This window comes from Rhodococcus sp. ENV425 (genome assembly GCF_002887785.1).
GTDB lineage: Bacteria > Actinomycetota > Actinomycetes > Mycobacteriales > Mycobacteriaceae > Rhodococcus > Rhodococcus aetherivorans.
Genome location: NZ_PCZU01000197.1, coordinates 23495 through 36195 on the forward strand (window position 1 = coordinate 23495; position 12701 = coordinate 36195).

A 12701-nucleotide genomic window follows, 5' to 3' on the forward strand; every position below is an offset into this window, starting at 1 on the left:
CCCCGCTCGCCGAGCGGCTGCGCCGCGCCCTCGACGACGCGCTCGACACGGTCCGCTGGGTGGCCGGGTTCGACTTTCCCGATGTCGATCTCGATCACGACCTGCTCGCCCTGCACCGGCCCGACCGCTACGCCATCGAGGACGGGCAGATCCGGTCGTCGACCGGATCCTCCTTCGCCGCAGCACAGTTCCCGGACCATGTGGTCGAACACCAGGTCCCGCACTCGACGGCCCTGTACGCGCGGCTCGACGGGCGCCGGTACCTGACCGGACCCCTGGCCCGATACACCCTGAACTCCGCGCAGCTGTCGGAGACCGCACAACAGTCGGCACACGCGGCGGGACTGGGGACGCAGTGCCGTAACCCGTTTCGCAGCATCGTTGTTCGCGCCGTCGAAACCGTCTATGCGGTGGAGGAGGCGCTCCGCCTGATCGCCGGGTACGAGCGTCCGGGCCGGCCCGGCACCGAGGTCGCCGCCCGCGCCGCGACCGGGCACGGTGTCAGCGAGGCACCGCGGGGACTGCTGTACCACCGTTACGAGCTCGGCGACGACGGACTGATCCGCTCGGCCGTGATCGTCCCCCCGACCTCCCAGAACCAGGCTGCCGTCGAACACGATCTGCGCACGCTGATCGCCGGCCACCTGGAGCTGTCCGATGCCGATCTGACGTCGCTGTGCGAACGGGTGATCCGCAACTACGACCCGTGCATCTCGTGTGCCACACACTTCCTCGACCTCACGATCGACCGCGGGTGATCGCGACGAACTTCGTGGTGATCGGCGTCGGCAACGAGTACCGCCGCGACGACGGCGTCGGGCCCGCGGCGGCCCGGGAGGTCGGCCGGTCCCGGCCCGGATGGCGGGTCCTGATCTCCGACGGCGAGCCGACGGCAATGCTGGACGCGTGGGCCGGGACGCGGTTGGCGGTCGTCGTCGACGCCACCGTCGGCACCGGTCCGCCCGGCGCGATCCGGCGTCACGAGATCGGGGAGGCGAGTCTCGCCCGCCGCTCGAGGCACGCCGGCTCGCACAGCCTCGGCCCCGCCGAGGCGTGGGCGCTGAGCCGGATCCTGGGCGTCGACCCGGGTCGGGTCGTGGTCTACACCCTCGAGGTGACGGAGGTCGGTTACGGCGTCGGCCTGACGCCCGCCACCGCCGGGGCACTGCCCGCCGTGGTGCGGGCAGTGATCGACGAATGCGAGCGGTAACGCCGCTACCGGGTCATCCGTTCGTGGGAACGGCTGCCTTCGCGGCGTCCTGCGCGGCGATGTACCCGAACACCAGGCCCTGACCGATCGTCGCCCCCGCACCCGGGTACGTGTTGCCGAACGCGTTCGCGGCGGTGTTGCCGATCGCATAGAGACCGTCGATCACACTGCCGTCCTCGCGCAGCACCCGCGCCCGCTCGTCGGCCTTCACGCCACCGCACGTGCCGAGGTCGCTCAGCGTCATCTTCACCGCGTAGAGCGGCCCTTCGGTCAGCGGCCGCAGGTTCGGGTTCGGCTCGACCGTCGGATCGCCGTAGTAGCGGTCGTATGCGCTTCCCCCACGACCGAATTCGGAGTCCGTTCCCGACGCGGCGTCGTCGTTGAACCGGCGGAAGGTCTCGGCGAACGCGTCCTCGGGTATCCCCATCGAGCGCGCCAGCTCGACCGGATCCGTGGCCCGGTGCGCGATGCCCGCCTTGTACCAGGAGCCCGGGATGGGCTGGCGCGGGAACAGCCCCGCCGCGAACAGGTAACTGTTGCGGTACTTCTGGTCGAAGACGATCCACATCGATTCGACCGGGTCGCCGGCCCGCTCGCGCTCGAGGACGACCTGACCGAACGACATGTAGTCCGAGGACTCGTTGGTGAACCGGCGGCCCGTGTGGTCCACGATGAACGACCCCGGCAGGGACCGTTCCGCCAGCATCACCAGCGGCGGCTTGCCCGGGGCCGTCGGCGCGACGGCGGGGAACCACCATGCCTGGTCCATCAGGTCGAGGCCGGCGCCCACCTCCTGGGCGACCTTGATCGCGTCGCCGGTGTTGCCTTCGGCGCCGAGGCTTTCGTTGTCGGCGAGCCTGTCGGACTGGAACTTCCGTCGCATGGCCATGTCGTGGTCGAACCCGCCGGCCGCGAGGACCACACCGCGACGGGCGGTCACGGTCACCTCACGGCCGTTCTGTTCGAGGACGGCACCGGTCACCCGCTCGCCCTCGGTGACCAGCCGCACCAGCGACGTCTCGGTCCAGACGGGGATCCCGGCCCGCAGCACCCCCGCGAACAGGCCCGCGGCGATCGCCTGCCCGCCGGCGACGTACTGCCGGCCGAGCGCGAGGCCGCCCACACCCTGCGCCAGCCGCCGGAATATGCGCGGGAATCCCTTGAGGGGGACCCGCATCATGAGGTTCAGCCACTTGTAGTCGGCACCGGTGGTGGGCATCGGCAGCCCCGCCTCCATCAGGCCGGGGCGCAACCGGCCGCGCTCGTCGCCGAGCACCGACGTGTCGAACGGCCGGCACTCACAGGTACGTCCGACGGCGGCGCCGCCCGGCTGCTCCGGGTGGTAGTCGGCGTAGCCCTTGGCCCAGAAGAACTTCATCGGCGTGGTGCGCCGGAGCATCTCGACGGTCGCGGCGCCGTGATCGACGAACGCCTCGCCGCGCTCGGCCGGCGCCGAGCCGTCGACCACCGACCGCACGTAGGTGTGGCCCCGCTCGGGGGTGTCGCCCGAACCGGCCTCGCGCAGCACCGGGTTGGCGGGCACCCAGAACGCGCCGCCGGAGCGGGCGGTGGAGCCACCCACGTACCGGGTCTTTTCCACGATCAGCGCCGACAGGCCGAGCTCGCGCGCGGTGAGCGCGGCGGCCATACCGGTGCCGGACCCGATCACCAGCAGATCCACGGTGGTGTCGTGGGCGGGGGTCACGGCCGGTACGGGACTCGTCGCCATTTCGAATTCTCCTTCACATCGTCGCTGCCTGGTCGGGTCGCGCCTCGGACCCGAGGCGACCCACTGCACGCATGCCCGACGACGCTAGGACAGTTCCACCACGCCGGCGGGCGGGTTCCCGGCCACCGGGACGTCCGTGGGCGCGGTCGCCACCGGCTCACCGCAGCGCGCGCAAACGCGATCCCGCAACCTCCCGATGCGTGGGACGACGACCCCGGCCGGGTCCACGGTGCCGCTAGCGTCGACTCGTCTCGCGACGAACCGTCGATCCCACAGGAGCAGCCATGACCACGTCCGGCACCGTCACGCACGCCGAACGCATCCGCGCCACCGTCGTCGAGTATCTGGCGGCCGTCGCCGACGGCAGCGGCGCCGACATCGCTGCGCTGTATGCGGAGGACGCCACCCTCGAGGACCCGGTCGGCTCCGCGCCGAGGACCGGACGGGCGGCGATCGCCGAGTTCTACCGCGCACTCGAGGGCTCCCGGCGCGCGACCGAACTGCTGGCGCTGCGGGTGACCGGGTCGTGCGCGGCGTTCCACTTCCGGGTCGTCACCGAGACCGGGGGCCGGGTGCACGAGGTCGAGCCGATCGACGTGATGACCTTCGACGACCAGGCCCGGATCACGAGCATGCGCGCCTACTGGGCGCCGTCGGACATGCGGCAGCGCTGAAAGCCCCGGCACGGTCCGCCGGACGCCGGTCGCAACCCGCCGCCGGAATGACGGACACTGGAGAGATACCGAACGGCGAGAGGAACCTTATGAGCGCGGAACACACGGTGCTCGATCCCCGGACGATGCGCGACGTGCTGGGCAACTTCTGCACCGGCGTCACCGTCGTGACCGGCCACGACGGCCGCGAACCGCTGGGTTTCGCGTGCCAGTCGTTCGCGTCGGTGTCCCTGGATCCGCCGCTCGTGTCGTTCTGCCCCGCCCGCACGTCGCGGACCTGGCCGAAGATCCGTGAGATCGGCACCCTCGCGATCAACGTCCTGGCCCACCACCAGCGCGACACGTGCATGGCGTTCGCCGTCAGCGGCGGCGACAAGTTCACCGGCGTGGACTGGACGCGCGGCGACAACGGCGCGCCCGCCATCGCGGGCGCGCTGGCCCGCATCGAGGCCACCGTCGAGGCCGAGCACGACGCCGGCGACCACACCATCGTCGTCGCGCGTGTGACGGGGCTGACCGCGCTGCACGACGACGGACCGCTGTTGTTCTACCGCGGCGGCTTCGGCAGGTATGCGGGCGAGACGCTCCTCGACCCCCGCACCGCCACCGACGTGAACCCGGTGCGGTGAGCGGCGAGGCGCACGTCACGGAATAGTGGACCGGCCGGTGTGGTTGGACCGATCGTGTGCCCGGATCCCGAACCCGGGCCCCGGACACGCGAAGGATCCAGGTGACCACACCACTATCGATTCTCGACCTGGCTCACATCGGCCGCGGCGAAACCGCGCGCGACAGCTTCGCCGCGAGCGTGGACATGGCGCAGCGCGCCGAGCGGTGGGGCTACCGCCGCATCTGGTACGCCGAACACCACAACATGCCGACCATCGCCTCGTCGGCCACCAGCGTGCTGATCGCGCACGTCGCCGCCCACACGTCCACGATCCGGCTCGGCGCCGGGGGCATCATGCTGCCCAACCACTCGCCGCTGACCATCGCCGAGCAGTTCGGCACCCTCGAGACGCTGCATCCCGGCCGCATCGACCTCGGTCTCGGCCGTGCCCCCGGCAGCGACCAGAACACCCTGCGGGCGCTGCGCCGCGACCCGTCGTCGGCCGACAGCTTCCCGCAGGACGTGCTCGAGCTGCAGGGCTACCTGCGCGGCACGTCGCGCATTCCGGGCGTCGACGCCGTCCCCGGCAAGGGCACCGACGTGCCGCTGTACATCCTCGGCTCGTCGCTGTTCGGGGCGAAACTCGCCGCGCTGCTCGGCCTTCCGTACGCGTTCGCGTCGCACTTCGCGCCGCAGGCGCTCGAGGACGCCGTCGCGCTGTACCGGCGCGAGTTCCAGCCGTCCGAGCAGCTCGCCGAGCCGTACGTCATCGCGGGCGTCGGCGTGATCGCCGCGGACACCACCGACGAGGCGAATGCACTGTTCGAGGCCACCAAGCGACAGCGCATCCGGCAGATGCTCGGCCGCGGCCGCACCTTCACCGACGACGAGGTCGAGATGCTGCTCGACGCCCCCGCCGGGCAGCAGGTGCTGCAGATGCTGCGGTACACCGCCGTCGGCACCCCGGCCGAGGCGCGTGCCTACCTCGACCGCTTCACCGAGCGCGCGCAGGCCGACGAGCTGATCGTGGTGTCGTCGGCACCCGGGCGCAAGGCGTGGCTGCGTTCGCTCGAACTGCTCGCCGACGTCAGCGGGCTCGTCCCGGCCTGAACGGCCCGTGACCGCCCGTGACCGCCCGTGACCGCCCTGAACGGCCGAATGTCACATCGTGTCGATCTGATCGACGCGATGTGACATTCGGCCACAACGGTATTGGGTGATCGAGGCCGGAGGGGCCGAGCACCTACCTGTCGCGCTGGTGCTTCGGCTTCCAGACCACCAGCGCGTTGCTGCGCGGCACCGGCACCAGCGCGCGGCGCGACGCGTGCAGTTGCGCGATCTCGGCTGCCATCTCGGACAGCCGCTGCTGCAGGGCCTCGACCTGATTGGTCAGCTCGATGATCCGCTTGATGCCCGCGAGGTTCACGCCCTCGTCCTGCGACAGGCGCTGGACCTCACGCAGCAGCGCGACGTCGCGCGGGGAGTAGCGGCGCCCGCCGCCCCGCGTGCGGTGCGGGGTGACGAGGCCGAGCCGGTCGTAGTTGCGCAGCGTCTGCGCGTGCATGCCGGCCAGTTCCGCCGCCACCGAGATCACATAGACCCGGGCGTCCGGGTCCATCGGCGAATCGTGCCGGTTGCGGTTCTCGCTCATCATGCACCTGCCCAGCCCGCCCGCGGATCGAAGCCGCTCGCCTGCTCCGCGTGCATATAGATCCGCAGTGCGTCGATCGCCTGGTCGTCGAGGTTCTGGGGCACGGCCACCTTGACGGTCACCAGCAGGTCGCCGGCGCCGCCCCCGCGCTTGGGGACGCCGCGCCCGCGTACCCGCAGCACGCGCCCGTCGGCCGTCCCGGCCGGGATCTTCAACCCGACCCGGCCCTCCAGGGTGGGGACCGAGACGGTGGTGCCGAGCACCAGCTCGCCGTAGCTGACCGGCAGCACCAGCGTCAGGTCGTCGCCGTCGCGGCCGAACACCCTGTCGGCGCGCACGTGCACGGTGACGAACAGGTCGCCGGGCGGGGCGCCGCGCAGTCCCGCCTCGCCCTGACCGGCCAGCCGGATGCGCTGGCCGTCCCGGACCCCGGGTGGGATCCGCACCGTGATGGTGCGGGTGCGGTTCTGGATGCCACTGCCGCGACAGTCCGTGCAGGGCTCGTCGATGATCGACCCGGTGCCCCGGCAGTCGTCGCACGGCTCGGAGAACCCGAACGCACCCTGGTTGCGCGAGACGATGCCACTTCCGTTGCAGCGCGGGCACACCCGCGGGCTGGTGCCGGGTCGGGCGCCACTGCCGTGGCAGGTGGTGCACGGCGCCGGGCTGGTCAGCCGCAGCGGGACGGTGACGCCGAGGGCCGCGTCGCGGAAGTCGAGCGTGGTCTCGGCGTCCACGTCGGACCCGCGCCGGGGCCGCGACGTGGTGCGCGCGCCACCGCCGCCGGTCCGGTTGAACAGGCCGCCGAACAGGTCGCCGAGACCGGCGTCACCGGCCCCACCGCCGCCGCCACCGAACAGGTCACCGAGATCGAAGGTGGTGGTGCCGCCGGAGAACCCGCCGCTGCCGGCGCCGGGACGGAACCCGCCGCCGAAGCCGCCGGAGGCGAACATCTGCCGGGTCTCGTCGTACTCCTTGCGCCTGGCCGGATCGGACAGCACGGCGTACGCCTCGCTGACCGCCTTGAAGCGCTCCTCCGTCCGGGTGTCGCCGGGGTTGGCGTCGGGATGCAGATCCCGCGCCAGCTTGCGGTAGGCCTTCTTGATGTCGTCGGCCGACGCGTCGGAGGAGACACCCAGCTCCTTGTAGAAGTCCTTCTCGATCCACTCCCTCTGGCTCACCGGGTGTCTCCTCCTCTCGCTGTTTCCCTGTACTTACTCGTTGTCCGCACCGGACGCCGGCTTTTCCGCCGGTGCGTCGCCCGCGTCCGTCACGGTCACCATCGCGTGCCGCAGGATCCGCTCACCGAGCCGGTATCCCTTGCGCAGCACCGTGTCGAGCACCGGGTTCGCGCCGTCGCCCTCCATGTGCACGGCCTCGTGGATCTCCGGGTCGAAGGCGTCGCCCTCGTCGCCGAAGGGCTGGAGTCCCAGGCCCGACAGGACGCCGTTCAGCTTGTCCGCCACCGACTTCAGCGGCCCCTGCTCGAGGTCGCCGTGGGCGCGGGCCCGGTCGAGGTCGTCCACGACGTCGAGCAGCTGGGTGACCACCGAGGCCTTGGCCGCCTCGGTCGTGACCACCCGCTCGCGCTCCACGCGACGCCGGTAGTTGGCGTACTCCGCGGTGAGGCGCTGCAGGTCCGCCGTGCGCTCGGCCAGCTGAGCCGACTCGGGCGACGGTTCGGCCGCGAGTGCGGCCTCCTCGTGTTCTCCCGCAGCCGGAGCCTCGGTGTCCGCACCGCCGACGGGCTGCGACCCGGTCTCCGGGTCGCGAACCTCGAAGGTGTCGGGGTCGATCCGACGCTTGTCGGTGACGGTCACCGGCTCCTGCTCGGGCTTCTCCGCCGTCACTTCTTCTCCGAGTCGGTCGGCTCGTCGACGACCTCGGCGTCGACGACGTTGTCCGAGCCGGCAGCCGCGCCGTCACCGGCGGCAGCACCCGCGTCGGCGGCCTGCGACTCGTACAGGGACTGGCCGAGGGCCTGCGACTCCGTCGCGAGCTTCTCGACGGCGGTCTTCACCGCGGCGATGTCCGTGCCGGCGAGGGCGTCCTTGGTCTCCTTGATCGCGGCCTCGACCTTGCTCTTGGCGTCGGCGGCGACCTTGTCCCCGTTCTCCTGGAGGAACTTCTCGGTCTGGTGCACGAGCGACTCGGCCTGGTTGCGGACCTCGGCCTCCTCGCGACGCTTGCGGTCCTCCTCGGCGTGCGCCTCGGCGTCCTTGATCATCCGGTCGATCTCCTCCTTGGAGAGGCCGGAGCCCTCCTGGATCTTGATCGTGTTCTCCTTGCCGGTGCCCTTGTCCTTCGCGGTGACGTGCACGATGCCGTTGGCGTCGATGTCGAAGGTCACCTCGATCTGCGGGACGCCGCGCGGAGCCGGGGCGATGCCACCGAGCTCGAACGAGCCGAGCAGCTTGTTGTGCGCCGCGATCTCACGCTCACCCTGGAAGACCTGGATCTGCACCGACGGCTGGTTGTCGTCGGCCGTGGTGAAGGTCTCGGAGCGCTTCGTCGGGATGGTGGTGTTGCGCTCGATGAGCTTGGTCATCACGCCACCCTTGGTCTCGATGCCGAGGGACAGCGGGGTGACGTCGAGCAGCAGCACGTCCTTGACCTCGCCCTTGAGGACGCCGGCCTGCAGGGCGGCGCCGACGGCGACGACCTCGTCCGGGTTCACGCCCTTGTTGGGCTCACGGCCACCGGTCAGCTCGCGCACCAGGTCGGTCACGGCGGGCATGCGGGTCGAGCCGCCGACCAGGACGACGTGGTCGATGTCCTTGACGGAGATGCCGGCGTCCTTGATGACCTGCTGGAACGGCGCGCGGGTGCGGTCGAGCAGATCCGAGGTGATCTTCTGGAACTCGCTGCGCGAGAGCTGCTCGTCGAGGAACAGCGGGTTCTTGTCCGCGTCGACAGTGATGTACGGCAGGTTGATGGACGTCGACTGCGAGCTCGACAGCTCGATCTTCGCCTTCTCCGCGGCCTCGCGCAGACGCTGCAGGGCCATCTTGTCCTTGGTCAGGTCGACGCCGTGCTGTGCCTTGAACTTCTCGACCAGCCAGTCGACGACGCGCTGATCCCAGTCGTCGCCACCGAGGTGGTTGTCGCCGGAGGTCGCGCGGACCTCGACGACGCCGTCGCCGATCTCGAGCAGGGACACGTCGAAGGTGCCGCCACCGAGGTCGAAGACCAGGATGGTCTGTTCCTTCTCGCCCTTGTCCAGGCCGTAGGCCAGCGCCGCGGCAGTCGGCTCGTTGACGATGCGCAGCACGTTCAGGCCGGCGATCTGCCCGGCCTCCTTGGTGGCCTGCCGCTGTGCGTCCTCGAAGTAGGCGGGGACGGTGATGACGGCGTCGGTGATCTCCTCACCGAGGTAGGCCTCCGCGTCCCGCTTCAGCTTCATGAGCGTGCGCGCGCTGATCTCCTGCGAGGTGTACTTCTTGCCGTCGATCTCCACGGTCCAGTCGGTGCCGATGTGACGCTTGACCGAGCGGATGGTGCGGTCGACGTTGGTGACCGCCTGGTTCTTGGCGGGCTGGCCGACCAGCACCTCGCCGTTCTTGGCGAAGGCGACGACCGACGGGGTGGTGCGCGATCCCTCGGAGTTGGCGACCACTACGGGCTCGCCGCCCTCCAGAACGGAAACGACGGAGTTGGTGGTTCCGAGGTCGATACCGACCGCACGAGCCATAGTGTTTCTCCATTCTTCGCTGCGGCACACCGGTGTGCCGCATAGGTGTCCTTGCACAACCTGAGCCGGATCGGCTCAGCTGAGCGCAGTCGACTCAAGCTTGCACCCGCCCGGAATCCCGAGTCAAGTCAAAGTTGAGCCTGTGACGCTCAAGTTGTCTGCTTCCTCCAACGGCAGACCGCCCCGCGATGTTCCCTTTGTGACTCGGATCACAAGAATTGCGGGAGGCTACGATCCCGGGGTGAGCACGCGCCCGCAGCCGCCCCGCCCGGAGTTCTCCGTCACCCCGCTGCACCCCACCGCCTCCCCCGCACCGCGCGTCGGCGCCGCGGTCTCGGCCTGGGTCCTGTCGTTCGTCGTCTTCGCCGGACTGCTCGGCGCCGTCCTCCTCGACCGCGAACCCGTCCGGGACGCCCTCGAGCACTCGCTGCGCAGCGCCAACCCCGGCACCACCGCCGAGAGCATCGCCGACACCGTCGCCCTCACCCTCGCCGGTTTCGCCGCCGCCGGCCTGCTCCTCGTCCTGCTCGCCGTCGTCTTCCTCGAACTCCTGCGCCGCGGCCACCCCCGGGCACCCCTCGCGCTCGCCGTCGTCTCCGCGGCCACCGTCGTCACGGCCGTCGCCGCCCGCAGCGTCCTCGCCGACGCCGGCGACGCCACCGCCGGCGTCCTGCTGTGGGCTCCCCTGCTCTGGGCCGGGCTCACCGTCGTCGGCGCCGTCGCGGCCCGGCGTCGCTGACGCCGGAGCCAGCCACACAGCTGTCGGACATCGACAACCGTCGCAACCGCTGTCGATGTCCGGGAGTTGTGTCTACCGTCGGGCACGTTCGGCAGCCCGAGCCAGCCGCTCCAGCACGACGTCGAACCGGAACAGTTCGGCCCACGTCCAGCGCACCACTTCGAGACCCAGCTCCCGGATCGCATCCTCCCGCAGCTTCTCCCGCCGTACTACGTCGGCGGCCACACCCGGCGCCCCGCTTCCGTACTTGCCCATGCCGTCGAACTCGCCGACGATGCCGGGGTCCTCCCAGAAGAAGTCGACCCGGGCGACGAAAAGGCCCGCGGGCGTGCGCAGCTCGTGCTGCAGTTCCGGCGGGCGGGTACCTGCCTCACGCATCCGCAGGCGGCTGAGCGACTCGCCAGGGCTCTCGCTACGCCCGTCGAGGAGACCGGCGATCCGGCGCGCCGCGGCGATTCCCGCCCTGCTCCCGGCCGCGTCGAGCACGGCCCGGAGGTCGAGTGCCGGGTGCATACGCATCGCCGAATCCCCGATCACCACCGCCTGCTCGGGCGGCAGGGTACGTGCGAGGTCGACGACGGTCCGGGCTGCGGAGGTGACGGGCACACCGTCGACGATCTCGACGTCATCGACGGCCAACAGTGCCGCGTGCGAGTGCAGATGCGTGGTGCGACGCGCACCCGTGGCACGGTTGTGCGTGAGGTGGACCCGGGAAAGGTCGGCGTCCCAGACGTCGAACCCGTGGACGATCGCCGCCGAAACATGGCTGATCGCGGCTCTCGATCCGAGCGCACACCGGACGGCGCGAATCCGGGCACGGTGCAGCTCGGTCGCGTCGAGCGTTTCAAGGACGGTGCGGGAAAGGTAGGCACCGGGAGCGATGCGCTGGAGTTCGCCCGTGCGTAGCGCCTGGCGAAGTTCTGCCTCCGTGGTCCCGGAGGCGAGGGCGGCGGAGCGGAGGATCGGATCGACCATGGCGTCGAGTCTGAGATCGATCCGGCCCGGTCGAGGCGACACGGAACCCGCAACCGCGAATCTGTGGATGAGTGCTCCGACTGTGGACAAATGTGTCCACATGCGTCTCGGACTTCGACAACCGTCGCGACCGTTGTCGAAGTCCGAGACCTGTCAGCCTGCGACGTCGGCGAGGATGCCTTCCCCGCTGCGCGCCGCCACGCTGCACGCGTTCGCGGTGAACCGGTCGAGCAGGGGATGCTCGGCGCGGGCACGCCAGGTGCGGACGGCGGCGACGCCGGCGGCGTGGATCTCCGCGGCGGTCGCCTCCGGCCCGAGACCCAGCCGCTGGGCAGGACCGATACCGAAACCGCCGATCAGCCGCTGCAGTTCGAGCAGGTCGTTCTCGCTCAGCGCGACCCGGGTCGAGCGCAGGCGGCCGAGCAAGCGCAGCTCGGTGAAGCCGTGGACGTCGGCGAGCAGCCGCTGCACCGAGGCGAGCAGCGGGCCGTCGCGGTGGGCGCGCAGGACCCGTTCGAGCGACATCAGCGCCGAATGCGCCTTGAGCTGATCGGCGCGCTGGCCGAACTGCACGTCGATCACCTGACGCAGTTCGTCGAGCCCGCTGCGCGCCACCAGTTCCGCGGCCAGCGTCGGCGAGTCCCGTACCCCGAGATGGATCAGCGTGACGGCCATGCGGATCCCGAACAGGCCGAACCGGTCGACCAGGTGCGCCCGCGTCCCCGGATCGACAGGCAGCGCAATGTCGGGGCGCGCGAACCGATCCGCCGACAGCATCGCCACCTGAAGATCCTGCGACGGCACCTGCGCGAGCGCCTCGAACGCGGCGAACTCGCTCTGCCGCAACGTCCGCGCGCCCAGCGCGAGCAGCCCCGCGACCGGCACGACGGCCTGGCACAGTCCGGTGCGCTCGAGCTCGCCCGCGAACCGGGCCGCGACCTCCTTGGCGGACATCATCGCGTCCATGCGGCCGGCGCCGACCTCGTCGGCGCGGGAGACCACGCCGATCACCCCGAGCGGGCCGGACTCGCCGCCCACGTGCTGGCCGATCCGGCCGAGGAACTGCACGTCGGCGGCACCGAGGGTGCGCATCAGGTAGACGACGGCGTCGGCGCCGGACGCTTCGTCGTCGGGGGTCAGCAGCTCGAACGTCCGGGCCGAGACGTCCTGTGACAGCGACGACGTGCCCGGAGTGTCGATGATCGTGGTCTGGGCGAGCGCACTGGCGGGCCACTCGACGTCGATGCGGTCCACCCGGTCCGCTGTCAGCTCGCCGAGGTCGAAGGTGAGCCGGCCGTCGCGGCGCTGCACCGGCACCGGGAGGATCCGGTCGCCGTCGTAGCGGGCGGTGACCGAGGGGGTCGAGCCGCTGCGGTACCACGTGACGACGCGCGTGCACTCGGTGGCGTCGGTGGGGGCGAT

Annotated in this window: 13 protein-coding genes; 6 read left to right on the forward strand and 7 right to left on the reverse strand. The window is 70.9% G+C overall.

Going from position 1 to position 12701, the window contains the following annotated elements:
- Together CQZ88_RS31190 and CQZ88_RS16550 are read left to right on the forward strand one after the other, a co-directional pair.
- The coding region (locus CQZ88_RS31190) for a nickel-dependent hydrogenase large subunit (protein WP_258008631.1) at positions 1-758 on the forward strand (758 nt) is incomplete at its 5' end.
- Positions 755-1210 carry a hydrogenase maturation protease gene (locus CQZ88_RS16550; RefSeq protein WP_029545470.1) on the forward strand — a complete coding sequence of 152 codons (456 nt, stop codon included), beginning with the start codon at positions 755-757 and terminating at the stop codon, positions 1208-1210. The genes CQZ88_RS31190 and CQZ88_RS16550, both read left to right, overlap by 4 nt.
- Positions 1211-1223: 13 nt before the next feature.
- Here CQZ88_RS16550 and CQZ88_RS16555 read toward each other — a convergent pair whose 3' ends face one another.
- Positions 1224-2939, reverse strand: coding sequence for a 3-ketosteroid-delta-1-dehydrogenase (locus CQZ88_RS16555; RefSeq protein ID WP_102800048.1), 1716 nt, complete (start codon positions 2937-2939; stop codon positions 1224-1226).
- A gap of 284 nt (positions 2940-3223) precedes the next feature.
- On the opposite strand from CQZ88_RS16555, the gene CQZ88_RS16560 reads away from it, so the two are divergent.
- The 3 genes from CQZ88_RS16560 to CQZ88_RS16570 all read left to right on the forward strand — a co-directional run bounded on the left by CQZ88_RS16560 (position 3224) and on the right by CQZ88_RS16570 (position 5333).
- The gene (locus CQZ88_RS16560; protein WP_043796674.1) at positions 3224-3613 is read left to right on the forward strand and encodes a nuclear transport factor 2 family protein; all 390 of its coding nucleotides are present in this window, start codon (positions 3224-3226) and stop codon (positions 3611-3613) included.
- A gap of 89 nt (positions 3614-3702) precedes the next feature.
- Positions 3703-4242 (forward strand): flavin reductase family protein, encoded by a 540-nt coding sequence (locus CQZ88_RS16565; RefSeq protein WP_006945120.1) that lies wholly within the window; start codon positions 3703-3705, stop codon positions 4240-4242.
- 101 nt (positions 4243-4343) lie between these two features.
- A complete protein-coding gene (locus CQZ88_RS16570; RefSeq protein WP_043796671.1) occupies positions 4344-5333 on the forward strand; it encodes an LLM class flavin-dependent oxidoreductase in 990 nt (329 codons plus the stop codon).
- Between the two features lie 133 nt (positions 5334-5466).
- Here CQZ88_RS16570 and CQZ88_RS16575 read toward each other — a convergent pair whose 3' ends face one another.
- The 4 genes from CQZ88_RS16575 to dnaK are packed head-to-tail and all read right to left on the reverse strand — an operon-like array spanning position 5467 to position 9565.
- The gene (locus CQZ88_RS16575) at positions 5467-5874 is read right to left on the reverse strand and encodes a heat shock protein transcriptional repressor HspR (protein ID WP_006945118.1); all 408 of its coding nucleotides are present in this window, start codon (positions 5872-5874) and stop codon (positions 5467-5469) included.
- Positions 5874-7055: a molecular chaperone DnaJ gene (gene dnaJ, locus CQZ88_RS16580; protein ID WP_006945117.1), complete on the reverse strand. Its 1182-nt coding sequence runs from the start codon at positions 7053-7055 to the stop codon at positions 5874-5876. Before dnaJ ends, CQZ88_RS16575 begins: the two co-directional genes overlap by 1 nt.
- Positions 7056-7088: 33 nt before the next feature.
- Entirely contained in the window at positions 7089-7724 is a 636-nt protein-coding gene (gene grpE / locus CQZ88_RS16585) for a nucleotide exchange factor GrpE (RefSeq protein WP_006945115.1), read from the reverse strand.
- Entirely contained in the window at positions 7721-9565 is a 1845-nt protein-coding gene (gene dnaK / locus CQZ88_RS16590; protein ID WP_006945114.1) for a molecular chaperone DnaK, read from the reverse strand. Before dnaK ends, grpE begins: the two co-directional genes overlap by 4 nt.
- A 241-nt stretch (positions 9566-9806) precedes the next feature.
- Between dnaK and CQZ88_RS16595 the strand changes: the two genes are divergently transcribed.
- Entirely contained in the window at positions 9807-10304 is a 498-nt protein-coding gene (locus CQZ88_RS16595; RefSeq protein ID WP_029545573.1) for a hypothetical protein, read from the forward strand.
- A 72-nt stretch (positions 10305-10376) separates the two neighbouring features.
- Here CQZ88_RS16595 and CQZ88_RS16600 read toward each other — a convergent pair whose 3' ends face one another.
- Together CQZ88_RS16600 and CQZ88_RS16605 are read right to left on the reverse strand one after the other, a co-directional pair.
- A complete protein-coding gene (locus CQZ88_RS16600; RefSeq protein ID WP_044476423.1) occupies positions 10377-11279 on the reverse strand; it encodes a hypothetical protein in 903 nt (300 codons plus the stop codon).
- A gap of 153 nt (positions 11280-11432) precedes the next feature.
- A partial coding sequence (locus tag CQZ88_RS16605; protein ID WP_102800049.1) for an Isoniazid-inducible protein iniC occupies positions 11433-12701 on the reverse strand: 1269 nt, incomplete at its 5' end.